This is a genomic window from Duganella levis, assembly GCF_009857605.1.
GTDB classification, from domain to species: Bacteria; Pseudomonadota; Gammaproteobacteria; order Burkholderiales; family Burkholderiaceae_D; genus Rugamonas; species Rugamonas levis.
In genome coordinates this window covers 50067-66371 of sequence record NZ_WWCT01000005.1, presented here as the reverse complement: position 1 = coordinate 66371, position 16305 = coordinate 50067, and the positions used below count along the sequence as shown (strand labels likewise).

14 protein-coding genes are annotated in these 16305 nt (G+C 63.8%); 8 read left to right on the top strand and 6 right to left on the bottom strand.

The annotated features are described in order from the left end of the window. The first annotated feature begins 1 nt into the window (after nucleotide 1). The 8 genes from GTP69_RS08380 (at nucleotide 2) to tal (ending at nucleotide 9832) form a co-directional block, all read left to right on the top strand. A complete protein-coding gene (locus GTP69_RS08380; protein WP_161054450.1) occupies nucleotides 2-1390 on the top strand; it encodes an aspartate aminotransferase family protein in 1389 nt (462 codons plus the stop codon). 10 nt (nucleotides 1391-1400) lie between these two features. Then, nucleotides 1401-2882, top strand: coding sequence for an aldehyde dehydrogenase (locus tag GTP69_RS08375; RefSeq protein WP_161054449.1), 1482 nt, complete (start codon nucleotides 1401-1403; stop codon nucleotides 2880-2882). Next, a complete protein-coding gene (gene glnT / locus GTP69_RS08370) occupies nucleotides 2864-4213 on the top strand; it encodes a type III glutamate--ammonia ligase (protein WP_161054448.1) in 1350 nt (449 codons plus the stop codon). Before GTP69_RS08375 ends, glnT begins: the two co-directional genes overlap by 19 nt. Nucleotides 4214-4227: 14 nt before the next feature. Next, entirely contained in the window at nucleotides 4228-5565 is a 1338-nt protein-coding gene (locus GTP69_RS08365) for a glutamine synthetase family protein (RefSeq protein WP_161054447.1), read from the top strand. Beyond that, nucleotides 5562-6929: an aspartate aminotransferase family protein gene (locus tag GTP69_RS08360; protein WP_161054446.1), complete on the top strand. Its 1368-nt coding sequence runs from the start codon at nucleotides 5562-5564 to the stop codon at nucleotides 6927-6929. Before GTP69_RS08365 ends, GTP69_RS08360 begins: the two co-directional genes overlap by 4 nt. Nucleotides 6930-7053: 124 nt before the next feature. Then, nucleotides 7054-8082 (top strand): phosphogluconate dehydrogenase (NAD(+)-dependent, decarboxylating), encoded by a 1029-nt coding sequence (gnd, locus tag GTP69_RS08355; RefSeq protein ID WP_161054445.1) that lies wholly within the window; start codon nucleotides 7054-7056, stop codon nucleotides 8080-8082. Continuing rightward, nucleotides 8082-8765, top strand: coding sequence for an HAD family hydrolase (locus GTP69_RS08350; RefSeq protein WP_161054444.1), 684 nt, complete (start codon nucleotides 8082-8084; stop codon nucleotides 8763-8765). Before gnd ends, GTP69_RS08350 begins: the two co-directional genes overlap by 1 nt. Next, a complete protein-coding gene (gene tal / locus GTP69_RS08345; protein WP_161054443.1) occupies nucleotides 8762-9832 on the top strand; it encodes a transaldolase in 1071 nt (356 codons plus the stop codon). Before GTP69_RS08350 ends, tal begins: the two co-directional genes overlap by 4 nt. Before the next feature lie 38 nt (nucleotides 9833-9870). Here tal and tkt read toward each other — a convergent pair whose 3' ends face one another. The 6 genes from tkt to hda all read right to left on the bottom strand — a co-directional run bounded on the left by tkt (nucleotide 9871) and on the right by hda (nucleotide 16289). Further along, nucleotides 9871-11946, bottom strand: a complete 2076-nt coding sequence (tkt, locus tag GTP69_RS08340; protein ID WP_161054442.1) for a transketolase — start codon at nucleotides 11944-11946, stop codon at nucleotides 9871-9873. Nucleotides 11947-12034: 88 nt separating this feature from the next. Beyond that, nucleotides 12035-12913, bottom strand: coding sequence for a 3-methyl-2-oxobutanoate hydroxymethyltransferase (panB, locus tag GTP69_RS08335; RefSeq protein WP_202424344.1), 879 nt, complete (start codon nucleotides 12911-12913; stop codon nucleotides 12035-12037). 15 nt (nucleotides 12914-12928) lie between these two features. Next, nucleotides 12929-13468 (bottom strand): 2-amino-4-hydroxy-6-hydroxymethyldihydropteridine diphosphokinase, encoded by a 540-nt coding sequence (gene folK, locus GTP69_RS08330; protein ID WP_161054441.1) that lies wholly within the window; start codon nucleotides 13466-13468, stop codon nucleotides 12929-12931. 13 nt (nucleotides 13469-13481) lie between these two features. Then, complete coding sequence (pcnB, locus tag GTP69_RS08325; RefSeq protein WP_161054440.1) at nucleotides 13482-14939, bottom strand: polynucleotide adenylyltransferase PcnB; 1458 nt, start codon at nucleotides 14937-14939, stop codon at nucleotides 13482-13484. Further along, nucleotides 14932-15603 carry a histidinol-phosphatase gene (locus tag GTP69_RS08320; RefSeq protein ID WP_161054655.1) on the bottom strand — a complete coding sequence of 224 codons (672 nt, stop codon included), beginning with the start codon at nucleotides 15601-15603 and terminating at the stop codon, nucleotides 14932-14934. Before GTP69_RS08320 ends, pcnB begins: the two co-directional genes overlap by 8 nt. Next, nucleotides 15603-16289, bottom strand: a complete 687-nt coding sequence (gene hda / locus GTP69_RS08315) for a DnaA regulatory inactivator Hda (RefSeq protein ID WP_161044400.1) — start codon at nucleotides 16287-16289, stop codon at nucleotides 15603-15605. Before hda ends, GTP69_RS08320 begins: the two co-directional genes overlap by 1 nt. Between the last annotated feature and the right edge of the window lie 16 nt (nucleotides 16290-16305).

Below are 16305 nucleotides of genomic sequence, written 5' to 3'. Positions count from 1 at the left end.
TATGAGCGACTACAATACCGCCGAAATCCAGAAGCTGGATGCGGCACACTATATGCATCCCTTCACCGACCACAAGGCGCTCGGCGAAAAAGGCGCGCGCGTGATGGTGCGCGGCGACGGCATCTACCTGTGGGATTCGGAGGGCAACAAGATCATCGACGGCATGTCTGGCCTGTGGTGCGTGAACGTGGGCTATGGCCGAACCAGCATTTCGAAAGCCGTGTACCAGCAGATGGAGACGCTGCCTTTCTATAACAGCTTCTTCAACACCACCAATGTGCCGGCGGTGCAGCTGGCCACCAAGCTGGCGCAGATTTCGCCGCCGCAGTTCAGTCATGTGTACTTCACTGGCTCCGGCTCGGAAGGCAACGACACCAATGTGCGCATGGTGCGCCGCTACTGGGATGTATTGGGACACAAGGAGCGCCACACCATCATCAGCCGCCATAACGCCTACCACGGCAGCACCATGGCCGGTGCGTCGCTGGGCGGGATGTCGGGTATGCACGAGCAGGGCGGCTTGCCGATACCGGGCATCGTGCATATCGGCCAGCCGAGTTATCTGGAATCCGGCAAGGGCATGACGGAGGACGAATTCGGCATCGAGGCGGCGTCCTGGCTGGAGAAGAAGATACTGGAAGTGGGGCCGGACAAGGTGGCGGCGTTTATCGGTGAGCCGATACAGGGTGCGGGTGGCGTGATCATTCCGCCGGCCACCTACTGGCCGGAGATCCAGCGCATCTGCGACAAGTACGGCATCCTGCTGATTGCTGATGAAGTGATCTGCGGCTTCGGGCGGCTGGGCCGCTGGTTTGCGTCCGAGCTGTTTGGCATCAAGCCGGACCTGATCACTTTCGCCAAGGGCGTGACGTCGGGCTATGTGCCGCTGGGCGGCGTGCTGGTGGGCGACCGCGTGGCCAAGGTGCTGATTGAGCAGGGCGGCGAGTTCAATCACGGCTTCACGTACTCCGGCCATCCGGTGGCTTGCGCGGCGGCGCTGGAAAACATCCGCATCATTGAAGATGAAAAACTGATCGAGCGCGTGGCCGATGATACTGGCCCTTATTTGAAGAAGGGCTTTGCGGCGCTGGCGGATCATCCACTGGTGGGCTATGCCGATAGCTGCGGCTTTGTCGCCGGCTTGAATCTGGTGCGCAGCAAGGGCACTACGGTGCACGACAACGTGGCCTTCGACGAATCGCTGGCTGTGGGCATGGTGTGCCGCGGCTATATGTTCAATAACGGGATGATCATGCGCGCCGTCGGCGACCGCATGATCATCGCGCCGCCGCTGGTGCTGACCAAGGCGCAGATCGATGAGATGCTGGCGCTGATCCGTCACTGCCTCGATCTGACGTATGCCGATGTAAAGGAACGCGGCTGGCTCTAAGGAGACGACAATGGGTAAATGGCATGACAAGGCGGCCGCGCTGCAAGCGGATGGCCGTGCCTTCATCGGCGGTGAGCGGGTGTGGGCGAAATCGGGACAGCAGTTCGAGAACCTGTCGCCCATCGATGGCCGCACGCTGGGCATGGTGGCGCGTTGCGATGGCGTGGATGTGGACATCGCCGTGGCAGCAGCGCGCGCGGCGTTCGACGATCGCCGCTGGGCCGGCAAGTCGCCGGCGCAGCGCAAGCGGGTGCTGATCCGCTTTGCGGACCTGATGCAGCAGAACGTCGAAGAACTGGCGCTGCTGGAGACGCTCGATATGGGCAAGCCGATCAAGTACAGCCAGTCGGTGGACGTGGGCGGCGCGGCCAATTGCATCCGCTGGTATGGCGAAGCAATCGACAAGGTCTACGACGAAATTGCGCCGACGGCGGCCAATAGTCTGGCGCTGATTACGCGTGAGCCGGTCGGCGTGGTGGCGGCCATCGTGCCGTGGAATTATCCGATGCTGATGGCGTCGTGGAAGATCGCGCCGGCGCTGGCGGCAGGGAATAGCGTGGTGCTCAAGCCGTCCGAGAAGTCGCCGCTGACGGCGCTGCGGCTGGCGGAGTTGGCGCTGGAAGCAGGCGTGCCGTCGGGCGTGTTCAATGTGCTGCCGGGCTTTGGCGCGGAAGCCGGCGCCGCGCTGGCGCTGCACATGGACGTGGACTGCATCGGCTTCACCGGCTCCACGCGCGTGGGAAAACAGATCATGCAGATGGCGGGACAGTCGAACCTGAAGCGGGCGTGGACTGAATTGGGCGGCAAGTCGGCCAACATCGTCTGCGCCGATTGTCCGGACCTGGATGCGGCGGTAGACGCGGCCATCGGCTCTATCTTCTTCAACCAGGGCGAGAGCTGCAATGCGCCTTCGCGTTTGTTCGTCGAAGAGTCGATCAAGGAACGCTTCCTGGAGAAGGCGCTGGCCAAGATGCCCGCTTACCAGCCAGGCGATCCGCTGGACGAGAATACGGTCATGGGCGCGATTGTCGATGCTACGCAGCTGAAGACGGTGATGGGCTACATCGAAGCCGGCCACGCAGGTGGCGCACGGCTGCTCACGGGCGGCAAGCAGGCTCGCACTGATACGGGCGGCTACTACATCGAGCCAACGCTGTTCGATCAGGTAGATAGCAGCATGGTGATCGCGCGCGAGGAAATCTTCGGGCCGGTGCTGTCGGTGCTGAGCTTTACCGACGTGCAGGATGCGGTGCGGCAGGCCAACGCCACGCCATACGGCCTGCATGCCGCCGTGTGGACGTCGGACCTGAGCAAGGCAATCCAGACCGCGCGCGCGCTGCGCGCCGGAACCGTGCACGTCAACCAGTATGACGGCGATGACATCACCGTGCCGTTCGGCGGCTACAAGCAGTCCGGCAATGGCCGCGACAAGTCGCTGCATGCATTCGACAAATACACGGAACTGAAAACCACATGGATACAGATCGGATAGAGGAACTGCGCGCGCAGGGCGTGCGCTACGTCTTCGCGCAGTTCACCGACATACACGGCGCGGCCAAGGGCAAGCTGGTGCCGCTGGCGCATCTGGGCGATGTCGTGTCGCCGGGCGCCGGCTTTTCCGGGGCGTCGATCTGGGGCACTGGCTTGCCGCGCAACGGGCCGCGTTCGGAATATTATGGCCGCGCCGATTTGACCACGTTGCAGCCGATGCCTTGGATGCCAGGCTATGCGCGCGTGGTGCTGGATGGTCACGTTGCCGGCAAGCCGTTCGATGCCTGTCCGCGCCAGGTGCTACGCCATCAGGTGGCGCGGCTGGCGGCCCGTGGCTGGACCTTGAACGCCGGCCTGGAGCCGGAATTCTTCCTGCTGCAAAAAGGCCCGAACGGTTACGACGCCGAAACCAGCGACGCGCTGGAGAAGCCATCCTACGATACGAAAAGCCTGCTGCGCCGCCGGTCCTTCCTCGACAAGCTTACCACTTCGCTGAACGAATGCGGCCTGGGTGTCTATCAGATCGACCACGAAGACGCCACCGGGCAGTTCGAGGTCAACTACCACCACGCCGATGCGCTGCGCGCGGCGGATAACTTCATGCTGTTCAAGATGGCCGCACACCACATCGCGGAGGAAGAGGGCATGCTGTTCTCGATGATGCCCAAGCCGTTTGCCGATCGGCCTGGCAGCGGACTTCATTTTCATCTGTCGCTGGCGGATTCCGATGGCAACGCCCTGTTTGCGCACGGTCCGGCCGATCACGCGGAACCGGGCGGCCGTGCATTGGGCTTGTCGCCGCTGGCGTATCACTTCCTCGCCGGCTTGCTGCACCACGCACCAGCGTTGACTGCGCTGTGCGCGCCAACCGTCAATTCGTACAAGCGTCTGATGTGCGGGCAGTCGCAGTCCGGCACCAGCTGGGCGCCGGCGTTTATCGGCTACGGCGACAATAACCGCACGGTGGTGGCGCGCACCGTGCATCAGCGGATCGAATGGCGGTTGCCGGATAGTGCGGCCAATCCTTACCTTGCGCTGGCCGGCGTGATTGCGGCGGGCCTGGACGGCATCGAACGGGCGTTGGACGCGGGCGATCCGGTCAACCAGGACGTGTACGAGATGGGCGATGCTGAGCGAGCCACGCTTGGCTTGCGTATGCTGCCGCAAAACCTGGGCGATGCCGCTGCCGCGCTGAAGGCGGACACCGTGCTGGCCGAAGCGCTGGGCAGCACCATCGTCAGCGAATTCTGCGCGCTGAAAAGCGCCGAGTGGATCGAATACAGTCAACACGTCAGCGCATGGGAAACCGCGCGCTACCTGAACCGCTTCTGAGCAGGAGAGCGACGATGAGCCAGGCCATGAGAGACTTCCTCCGCGAACGCAATATCCACGAGGTGGAATGCGTGATCGCGGATATGACCGGCATCGCGCGCGGCAAAATCCTGCCCAAGGACTTGTTCCTCAACGAAGGCGAGATGCGTCTGCCCAAGAGCGTCCTGCTGAATACCGTCAACGGCGAGCAGCCCAACAACCTGCCGTATGTCGGCGCCACCGATCCCGATATGATCTGTGTGCCCGATCTGGCCACGTTGCGGCAGGTGCCGTGGGCGGCTGAAAACGTCGCGCTGGTGATTCACGATTGCCAGGATTTCGACGGCACGCCGGTCGGCCTGTCGCCGCGTGCCGTGCTGCGCAAGGTGCTGCGAATGTATGAGGAGCAGGGTTGGCAGCCGGTGGTGGCACCGGAGATGGAGTTCTATCTGGTTGCCCGCAGCAGCAATCCGCACGAGCCGCTGGCGCCACCGCTGGGCCGCAGTGGGAAAATAGAGTCCGGCCGGCAGTCGTATTCCATCGATGCGGTCAACGACTTCGATCCCTTTTTTCTGGAGCTATCGACCTTCTGCAAGCAGCATGACCTGGGCGTGGAGACCCTGATCCACGAAGCCGGCGCGGGGCAGATGGAAATCAACTTCACGCATGGCGAGGCGCTGGAGCTGGCCGACCGCGTGTTCCTGTTCAAGCGCGCGGTGCGCGAGACGGCGCTGCGGCATGGGATCTTTGCCACCTTCATGGCCAAACCGATGGAAACGGAGCCGGGCAGCGCTATGCACATCCATCAGAGCGTGCTGGATACGACCACTGGCGAAAATATCTTTTCGCGCAAGAATGGCGATGCCAGCGATTTGTTCTTCCACTATATCGCGGGGCTGGAGACGTACATCGCGCCGGCCACGCTGCTGTTTGCGCCGCATGTGAATTCGTATCGCCGCCTGTCGCGCTTCATGTCGGCGCCGACCAATGTGCACTGGGGCTATGACAACCGCACCTGCGGCATTCGCGTGCCGAATTCCGCGCCGCTCAACCGCCGCGTGGAAAATCGCGTGCCGGGCGTGGATGTGAATCCATATCTGGCGATGGCGGCCACGCTGGCCTGCGGTTATCTCGGCATGACGCAAGGTCTCAAACCTTCTGCGCCAACGTCGGGCAGCGCGGAACAGGTGCACGACCAGTTGCCGCGCAATCTGGAAGATGCCATCGTGCGGCTGCGCGAATGCAAACCGTTGGGCGAAATGCTGGGCGAGCTGTTTGTGCAGGCGTTCTGCGAGGTGAAGGAACTGGAGTTCGCCACCTACAGCCGCGTTATCAGCTCGTGGGAGCGCGAGCATCTGATGCTGCTGGTATGAGCGCGGGTGTGAACCGGCAGCGCATGCAGGCGTTGGTTGCGGCGGAGCGCGACAGCTACATCGCGCGCAATCCCGAGTCGGCGCGGCTGGCGGCGGAGGCTGGAAAAAATTTGCTGTTTGGCGTGCCGATGCACTGGATGAATGACTGGTCCACGCCATTCCCGTTGACGGTGCGTGAAGCCAGTGGTGCGCGCTTCCGCGATGCGGATGGCCACGAGTACGTGGACTTCTGCCTGGGCGATACCGGCGCCATGTTCGGCCACGCGCCGCAGCCGGTGGCGCAGGCCATCGCGCGCCAGGCGAAGCGCGGCTACACCGCCATGCTGCCATCTGAAGACGCCGGACCGGTGGCGGCCGAATTGGCGCGGCGCTTTGGTCTGCCATGCTGGCAGTTCGCCTTATCCGCGTCGGACGCCAACCGCTTCGTGCTGCGCTGGCTGCGCGCGGCGACGGGACGCAGCAAGGTGCTGGTCTTCAATGGCTGTTATCACGGCACGGTGGATGATGTCTTTGTCGATCTGGTTGACGGCGTGCCGACGCAGCGCGACAGCCTGCTCGGTCAAGTGCACGCGCTGACGGATCACACGGTGGTGGTGGAGTTCAACGACCTGCCGGCGCTGGAGGCGGCTTTGCAACAAGGCGATATCGCCTGTTTGCTGGCGGAACCGGTGATGACCAACGTCGGCATGGTGCTGCCGCAGCCGGATTACTGGGAGGCTGCGCAGCAGCTGATCAAGCGCCATGGCGCGCTGCTGGTGATTGATGAAACCCACACCATCAGCAGCGGCCCCGGAGGCTACGTCCGCGCGCATGGCATGATGCCGGACGCGCTGGTGATCGGCAAGCCAATCGGCGGCGGCATTCCCTGCGCTGCGTATGGCTTTACGGAGGAACTGGCGCGCCGCGTGGAGCAAGCCAAGCGCAGCGCGCCGCCCGGCCATTCGGGCATCGGTACCACGTTGAGCGCCAATATGTTCGCCATGGCCGCGATGCGCGCCAATCTGGAACAGGTGATGACAGAGCCGGCTTACCATCATATGTTCGCGCTGGCGGCGCAGCTGGCGCAAGGACTGCGCGATGTGATCGCGCGCCACGGCCTGCCATGGTGCGTCACGCAAATCGGCGCCCGCACTGAATTCCAGTTCACCGACCAGCCGCCGCGTAACGGCAGCGAAGCGCACGCCGTCATGGATTTCGAACTGGAACAGGCAATTCACCTCTACCTGCTCAATCGCGGACTGTTGATTACGCCATTCCACAATATGCTGCTGGTCTGTCCGTCTACCACCGCTCAAGACGTCGCGCGCCTGCTGTCGGCCTTCGACGACTTCCTCGCTGACACAATCCAGAAACAAATCTGCTAGTCTGGTGGCGCCGCTATGTGCTCCATCTAACCGAATTCATTTTTACCGAAGCCTAAGCTGGCGTTAGCGCGTGCAGGCTTGAGTCCTGCTCGCCCATCGAACCTGTACAACGCGAAGGATCTTTATGCAGATCGGAATGATAGGACTGGGGCGCATGGGCGCCAATATGGTATGGCGCCTGGCGGCGGCGGGTCACCACAGTGTCGCTTACGCGCGCCACGCGGAGACCGTCAACGCGGTGCTGCGTGACGGCGTCACCGGCGCTTCGTCGCTGGAGGACCTGGTATCCAAGCTGGAAACGCCGCGCGTGCTGTGGCTGATGGTGCCGGCCGGCGCGGTCGACTCCACGCTGGATATTTTGAAGCCGCTGCTATCGCCGGGTGACATCATTATCGACGGCGGTAATTCGCACTACCACGACGATATTCGCCGCAGCGCGCAGCTGAAGGAACAGAAGCTGCACTACGTCGACGTCGGCACCAGCGGCGGCACGCACGGCCTGACGCGCGGCTACTGCCTGATGATCGGCGGCGAGCCGGAAGTGGTCAAGCATCTGGAGCCCATTTTCTCCACGCTGGCGCCGGGCCACGATGCGGCCACGCCCACGCCCGGCCGCGACAAGCCTGGCAGCAGCGCAGAACAGGGCTTCCTGCATTGCGGCCCGAATGGTGCCGGCCACTTCGTCAAGATGGTCCACAACGGCATTGAGTACGGCATTATGGCCGCGTATGCGGAAGGGCTGAACATCCTGCGCCACGCGAATATCGGAAAGCAGGAACAGGAAGTCGATGCCGAGACCACGCCACTGCGCCACCCGGAGCACTACCAGTACGATCTGGATCTGGGCGAGATCAGCGAACTATGGCGACGCGGTAGCGTGATCAGCTCCTGGCTGCTGGACCTGACGGCCGACGCGCTGCTTCAGGATCCGCATCTGGAAGCCTATGCCGGCCGCGTGTCCGATTCCGGCGAAGGCCGCTGGACCATCGCCGCCGCCATCGACGAAGGCGTGCCGGTGCCGGTGTTGAGCAACGCGCTGTTCGAGCGATTCAGCTCGCGCGGCAATGCGGAATTCGCCGGCAAGGTGCTGTCGGCGATGCGTGCCGGCTTTGGCGGTCACGCCGAGAAACCGCATAAGTCAGGAACCGCGTAATGGCTGACGATATCGTGTTTCTGGTTGATTGCGACAACACGCTGATGGACAACGACCGTGTCCAGAGCGATTTGCGCGAGCATCTGGAAAAGGAGTTCGGCGCCGAGGCGCGCGATCGCTACTGGAGCATTTACACGGAGCTTTTTGCGCAACTCGGTTATGCCGATTACCTCGGCGCGTTGCAGCGCTATCGCATCGACGCCATGAACGATCCCAAGCTGTTGCTGATGGCGGGGTGGCTGATGAACTACCGCTTTGCCGACCGCCTGTATCCCGGCGCGCTGGACGTCATCAAGCACCTGCGCCAGTGGGGCAAGGTCGTGATCCTGTCGGATGGCGACGTGGTGTTCCAGCCGCGCAAAGTGGAGTATTCGGGCTTGTGGGATGCGGTGGAGGGCAATGTGCTGATCTACATCCACAAGGAGACCATGCTGGAGCAGATCGAGGTGGCTTATCCCGCGCGCCACTATGTGATGATCGACGATAAGGTACGTATTCTGGCCGCGATGAAGAAGGGCTGGGCCGACCGGCTTACCACCGTTTTTCCGCGTCAGGGCCACTACGCGTTTGCCGACGATGTCGCCGGTTACACGACGCCGGATCTGGCGGTCGATCGCATCGGCGATTTGCTGGGCTATGACTTGCCGGCTTTTACCGGCCTTCAAAAGGAGACTGTGTCATGAATCCTGCACTACATTTACGCCAGCTGGGCCAAGGCCTGTGGCTGGACAATATCACGCGAGGCCTGCTGACCAGCGGCACGCTGAAGAAGTATATCGACGAGTATGAGATCAGCGGTTTGACGTCGAATCCGAGCATCTTCGAGGCGGCCATCCAGGGAGCCGATTTCTACGATGAAGCAATCCGCACCAAAAGCGCGGCCGGCGGGAAGGGAGAACCGCTGTTCCTCGAACTGGCGCTCGAAGATTTACAGCAGGCCGCCGATCTGTTCCGGCCGATGCACGAGGCCTCTCATGGCATCGACGGCTGGGTGTCGATGGAAGTGTCGCCGCTGCTGGTGCATGATGCTGAGGGCACGCTGCGCGAGGCGCGCACTTTGCATGAACGCTTGCAGCGGCCGAACGCCTTCATCAAGATTCCCGGCACGGCAGAAGGTGTGAAGACGATTGAGGAGGCGATTTTTGCAGGCATTCCGGTTAATGTGACGTTGCTGTTTTCGCGCGAGCAGTATCTGACGGCTGCCGAGGCGTATCTGCGCGGCATAGAGCGGCGCGTTGATGCGGGGCTGGATCCGAAGGTGGCGTCGGTAGCGTCGCTGTTTGTCAGTCGCTGGGATGCTGGCGTCAAGGACAAGGTGCCGGAGGAGCTGAAGAACAAGCTGGGGATCGCCGTGGCGCGGCAGACTTATGCTGCGTATCGTGAGTTGCTTGCGTCGCAGCGTTGGCGCAAGCTGGCGGAGGCGGGTGCTTTGGCGCAGCGTTTGCTGTGGGCTAGCACTGGTACCAAGGATCCGGCGGCGTCTGATATTTTGTACGTGGAGTCGCTGACGGCGCCTAACACCATCAATACCGTGCCGGAGAAGACACTGCTGGCGTTTGTCGATCATGGTGTGGTGAATGGCAGTATGCCGCCGGAAGGTGGCGACGCGGAGAAAGTGCTGAAGCAGTTTGCCGACGCCGGGATTGACGTCGATGCGTTGGCCGCGCAGTTGCAAACCGAAGGCGCGGAGTCGTTCAGCAAGTCGTGGAAAAAGCTGATGGACGTTATCGAAGAGAAGAGCAAGGCTTGATGGAAGGCGGCTTGGCCGCCTTCCGTCGATCACGTGATTCAGGCGTTGCGGGCGAGGACGGCGTGAGCCAGCAGGCACACGTTCTCCACGCTGAAGCCATACTCGCGCAGCACGCGTTCACCCGGCGCCGAGGCGCCGAAACGGTCTATGCCCAGCACGTCGCCGCGCGTGCCGACATAGCGATGCCAGCCCTGCGTGGCGCCGGCTTCAATCGACAGGCGCGCGGTCAGCTGCGGTGGCAGCACCTGGTCGCGGTATTCCTGCGGCTGCTGGTCGAACAGCTCCCAGCTCGGCATCGACACCACGCGGGCGCGCACATTGTCCGCGTGGAGTTTGGTTTGCGCCTCTAGCGCCAGATGCACCTCCGAGCCGGTGGCGATCAGCACGATCTGTGCGTCGCCGCCTTCTGCTTCGCTCAATACATAAGCGCCGCATTGCAGGCCGTCGGCTGGCGCAAATTTCTCGCGGTCCAGCGTGGGAAGGTGCTGGCGCGTCAGCACCAGCGCCACCGGCTGGCCGGCCGATTGCACCGCTACGCGCCACGCGGCAGCCGTTTCGTTGGCATCGGCCGGGCGGATCACCACCAGCCCGGGCACGGCGCGCATGCTGGCAAGGTGCTCGATCGGCTGGTGCGTGGCGCCGTCTTCGCCAAGGGCGATGCTGTCGTGCGTGAACACATACACCACCTGCAATCCCATCATGGCCGACAGACGCATCGCCGGCCGCATATAGTCGGCAAACACCAGGAAGGTGGCGTTGAACGGCAGCGTGCCGCCGTGTGCCGCAAGGCCGTTGCTGATCGCCGCCATCGCGTGTTCGCGCACGCCGAAGTGGATGTTGCGGCCGGCGCGGCTCCAGCCACCGCCAGTTGAACCTTGGCGGTCGCCGGCTTCTTCCGCGCCGGGTGGGCTGTCCGGCTGGAAGTCGCCGAAGTCCTTCAATGCGGTAAAGGTAGATGGGTCAAGATCGGCCGAGCCGCCGATCAACGCCGGCAGTTTGGCGGCGATGGCGTTGGCCACCTTGCCGGCCGCCGTGCGCGTCGCTACGCCCTTGGCATCGGCGGGGAACACGGGAATGTCGGCGTCCCAGCCTTCAGGAAGGCCGCTTGTGCCGCCTTCCATCAGTTGATGCAGCTCGCGCGCCAGGTCGGGGAAGGCTTGCGCATAGGCGTCGATGCGGTCGCGCCATTCGGCTTCGCTATGGCCGCCGCGCGCGCCGGCGGTTGCATACGCCATGCGCGCTTCCTCGGGAATCAGGAAGACCGGCTGTTCGGGCCAGCCCAGTGCGCGCTTGGTCAGCGCCACTTCGTCCGCACCCAGCGGCGAGCCGTGGGCGTCGATCTTGTCCTGCTTATTTGGCGAGCCGTAGCCTAAATGGCTGCGCACCAGAATCAGCGACGGCTTGTGCACCTCGGCGCGCGCCGTGGCCAGCGCCTGTTCGATGGCTTCGACGTTGTTGGCGTCATCCACCGTCTGCGTATGCCAGCCATAGGCAGCAAAGCGCGCGGCGCGGTCTTCGCTGAAGGTCATGTCGGCGCCGGCCGACAGCGTGACCTGATTGTCGTCGTACAGGTAAATCAGTTTGCCCAATTTCAGGTGGCCGGCCAGCGATGCGGCTTCCGACGCGATGCCTTCCATCAGGTCGCCGTCGCTGACGATGCCGTAGGTGTGGTGGTCGATCACGTTGTGGCCAGGACGGTTGTAGCGCGCCGCCAGGCTGGCCTCCGCAATGGCCATGCCGACGCCGTTGGCGAAGCCCTGGCCCAGCGGACCGGTGGTCACTTCCACGCCGGGCGTGACGCCGCGTTCCGGATGGCCGGGCGTGATGCTGTCCCACTGGCGGAATTGCTGTAGCTGTTCCAGCGGCAGATCGTAGCCGCTCAGGTGTAACAGGCTATAAAGCAGCGCCGAGCCGTGGCCGGCCGACAGCACGAAGCGGTCGCGGTCGAACCAGTGCGGATTGGCGGGGTGGTGTTTGAGGAAGCGCGTCCACAGCACATAGGCCATGGGCGCGGCGCCGAGCGGCAGGCCGGGATGGCCGCTGTTGGCTTTTTGTACCATGTCGACACTGAGGAAACGCAGTGTGTCGATATTCAGTTGATCGCTGGAGTTCATGCGTGAGTCCTTCAAGGGAAGTCTCTCACCACATTAGCGCCGGTGAGCGCGCCGCTCTGTGCGGCACGCCACTTAGTTGGTCAGCTTCTTAGAAGCAGTGTTCCTGCGCCGGGAAGCTGCCGTCCTTGACGGCACTGACGTAGGCGGTGATGGCGGCGTCGATGCTGGTCTGGCCGTCCATGAAGTTCTTCACGAAGCGCGCTTTGCGGCCTGGGAAAACGCCCAGCAGGTCGTGCATCACCAGCACCTGGCCGGAGCAGTCCGGACCCGCGCCGATGCCGATGGTCGGAATCGACAGCAGGTCGGTGACTTCCTTGCCCAGCGCCGAAGGAATCGCCTCCAGCACCACCAGCGAGGCGCCGGCGGCTTGCATCTTCAGGCAGTCGGCCTTCAGCAGGTCGGCGCTTTCGGTGGTTTTGCCTTGCACTTTGTAGCCGCCCAGCTGGTGCACCGATTGCGGCGTCAGGCCGAGGTGGGCGCAGACCGGAATCGCGCGGTCGGTCAGGAACTTGACGGTGTCGGCCAGCCATGCGCCGCCTTCGATCTTGATCATGTGGGCGCCGGCCTGCATGACCTGCACGGCGTTGGCATAGGCGGTTTCCGGCGTGCCGTAGGCGCCGAACGGCAGGTCGGCGACGATCATCGCCGACTTGGTGCCGCGCGCCACGGAGGCAGTGTGATACGCGATGTCGTTGACGGTGACCGGCAGCGTGGAGGTGTAGCCGGCGCAGACCATGCCCAGCGAGTCGCCGATCAGCAGGATCTCGACGCCGCAGCGGTCCATCAGCGAGGCGAAGCTGGCGTCGTAGCAGGTCAGCATGGTGATTTTTTCACGCGCGGCATGCAGCGCTTGCAGCGTGTTGACGGTGACAGCCTTGTTGACGACCGCTTTGGTCGGTGCAGGTGCGGTGGCTTCGGCGGGCTTTTGGCCGGCGGCCAGTTCGGTTCCTTGCAGGTATCCAGACATGATAAATCCTTTACTTTAAAGCGGGCGGATGCCCTGGTCGGCCACGCCGGCGGCGTACTGCGACGCCGCTCCGTGGCCGGGAATATGGATGGACGGCGCGATCTCCAGCAGCGGCACCAGCACGAAGGCGCGCTCGGTCATGCGCGGATGCGGCACCGTCAGCGTGGCGCTGTTAATCACGGCATCGCCGTACAGCAGCAGGTCGAGGTCCAGCGTGCGAGGGGCGTTGTGGTAGGGACGTTCGCGGCCGTGCGCCTGTTCGATGCCGTGCAGCGCTTGCAGCAGCGCTTCGGCGTCCAGTGTGGTGGCGATGCGGGCGACGGCATTGATGTAGTCGTCGCCGCTGGAGTCGATCGGCGCGGTGCGGTACAGGCCCGACGCCGCCAGCAGCGTGCAGCCGGGCTGGCGCTGCAGCCGTTCCAGCGCATCGAGCACGTTGGCCTGGGCATCGCCCAGGTTGGCGCCGATGCCGATGTAGGCAAGCGTGAATGCGAACGGCGCCTTATCGTCCTGTGCGGAGGCGGGCGCCAGGCCGGCGGAAATTGCGGTGTTCATGATGCGGCGGAGATTACTCGGCGCTGCCGTCGCGCGCAGGAGCGTCGCTACCACCTTCGCCGCCGTCGCCGCCTTCACCACGGCCGCTGCGGTTGCGGCCACCACGGCGCGGGCCGCGTTTGCGTTTGGCGGGACCGCCAGTGCTGCCGCCACCTGCGCCGCCCGAGCCACCGCCGCTGCTTTCACCATCGCGCGGCGCGCGGGCCGATGCGATCAGTTCTTCGCGGGTGATCTCGTCGCCCTCATAGAAGGCAGTCCACCAGTCGCCGATTTCGGCGTCGATTTCGCCGGAGGCGCAACGCAGCAGCAGGAAGTCGTAGCCGGCGCGGAAGCGCAGGTGTTCCAGCAGCTTGTGCGGCGCCTTGCCGGTACGGCGCTCGAAGCGCGGCTGCATCGACCAGATGTCGCGCATGTCGGTGCCGATCTTGCGCTGCAGGGCCAGCTTCTCCGTCTGCGAATCGAGCACGTCGTCGGCCGCCAGATGCAGCGCCGGGATGGTCTGTTCACCGGACGCGCGGTAGGCGGTCCACTTCTCCAGCACCTGGTGCCACAGCAGCGACGCAAACAGGAAGCCCGGCGATACGGTCTTGCCGGCGTGGATGCGCGAGTCGGTCGAGTCCAGCGCCAGCGTCACGAACTTGACGCCCAGCGGCTGTTCCAGCACCACGTCCAGCAGCGGCAGCAGGCCGTGATGCAGGCCTTCCTTGCGCAGCTGCTGCAAGCAGGCCAGCGCGTGGCCGCTCATCAAGAGCTTGAGCATTTCGTCGAACACGCGCGCGGCCGGCACGTTGTTGATCAGCGGCGCCATGACCTTGATCGGGGCGCCGGTTTCCAGCTCGATGGCGAATTTCAGCTTGGCGGCGAAGCGCACCACGCGCAGCATGCGCACCGGGTCTTCGCGGTAGCGCGCTTCCGGCACGCCGATGATGCGCAGCGTTTTGGCGCGGATGTCTTCAATGCCGCCGTGGTAGTCCAGCACCTGCTGGTTGGCCGGGTTGTAGTACATGGCGTTGATGGTGAAGTCGCGACGTTCCGCGTCTTCCGCCTGCGAACCGAAGGTGTTGTCGCGCAGGACGCGGCCATGTTCGTCCTTCGGCGCGTTGGCCGAAGTCGTGCCGCGGAAGGTGGTCACCTCCAGCAGGTCCTGGCCGAACATCACGTGCACGATCTGGAAGCGCTTGCCGATGATGAAGGCGCGGCGGAACAGCCGCTTGACCTGTTCCGGCGTGGCGTTGGTGGCGATGTCGAAGTCTTTCGGCTTCACGCCCAGCAGCAGGTCGCGCACGGCGCCGCCGACCACAAAGGCTTCGTAGCCGGCTTCCTGCAGGCTGCTGGTGACGCGCACGGCGTTATTGGACAGCAGGCGCGGATCGATGCCGTGGGCTTCTGGCCCCAGCACCACCGGCGTGTTCGGATCGCGGACCGCTTTACTCTTGGTGCCGAGGATTTTGCGGATCAGTTTCTTAATCATTGAATAGGTCAATTAATGGCCAGCCTTGTGCGGCGGCGTGCGTTTTCAGTTTTTCGTTGGGATTGGTCGCCACCGGATGGCTGACGATCGACATCAGCGGCAGGTCGTTGTGCGAGTCGCTGTAGAAGTAGACAGTGTCGAAGTCTTCCAGCGTTTTCCCCATTTTTTCCAGCCACGCCTTGGTGTGGACGATCTTGCCCGGTCCCTGGGTCGGCGTGCCAAGCAGCTTGCCGGTCAGGTTGCCGTCGGCGTCCAGTTCCGGCATAGCAGCGATCAGGTGTTCCACGCCCAGCGCCTTGGCGATCGGCGCGGTGACGAAGTGGTTGGTGGCGGTGACGATGGCCACCAGGTCGCCGGCGTCGGCGTGTTTTTGCAGCAGCGCGCGCGCCGCCGGGTGCAGCGCCGGCGTCACCACTTCGGCCATGTACTGCGCGTGCATGTCATCCAGCTGCTTGCGCGGGAAGCGCGCCAGCGTGCCAAGCGTGAACTCCAGGTATTCTACCGGATCGAGCGTGCCGGCCTGGTATTGGGCGAAGAACTCCCGGTTGCGGCGGTCGTATTCGACGGCGTCGACGGCGCCGGTGCGCACCAGGAACTGGCCCCATTCGAAGTCGGAGTCGATCGGCAGCAGGGTGTGGTCGAGGTCAAAAAGGGCGAGGTTCATCATTCTTTCGCTTCCGCCTGCAGCCACTCGCGCAGCAGCGGCAGAGTGATCGGGCGTTGGGTTTCAAGGGAATACTGGTCCAGCGAGTCCAGGATGGTCGACAGCGACCGCATGTCGCGCTGGAAGTGCGACAGCAGGTAGGGTATCACGCCAGCCGACAGCGTCAAGCCACGGGCGGCGGCGGCGGCGGCCAGTGCGGCGCTCTTTTCGTCGTCGGTCAGGCCGTGGATCTGGTAGATCAGGCCCCAGCCCATGCGCGTGCGCAGGTCTTCGCGCACCGGCAGCACGGCCGGCGCGACGTTGCCGCTGCAGACCATGAAGGCGTTGTTGGCGCGGATTTCATTAAATAGCGCGAAGGCGTCGATCTGCGCCACCGGCGACAGCTTCTCGCAGTCGTCCAGCAGGTACAGGTCCACCTCCGGCGAGTAGACGAATTCGGACTCGATCGAAAACGGCGAGATGTAGCGCGCGCGCGCCTGTTCGGCCTCGCTGCCGCTGCTGGCCAGGGCCTTGAGCAGGTGCGACTTGCCGACGCCGACCGCGCCCCACAGGTAGGCGAAGTGCTCGCGCGAGCTGCGATCGGCGAACTGCTTCATCAGCGCTGCCGATTCGGCATTCTGTCCCACCTCGAACGATGCGAGGCTGTGCGCTGGTTCCGCACCTAAATCGAGCACCAGCTGTTTCATGGCGTTCGCCTTGTGA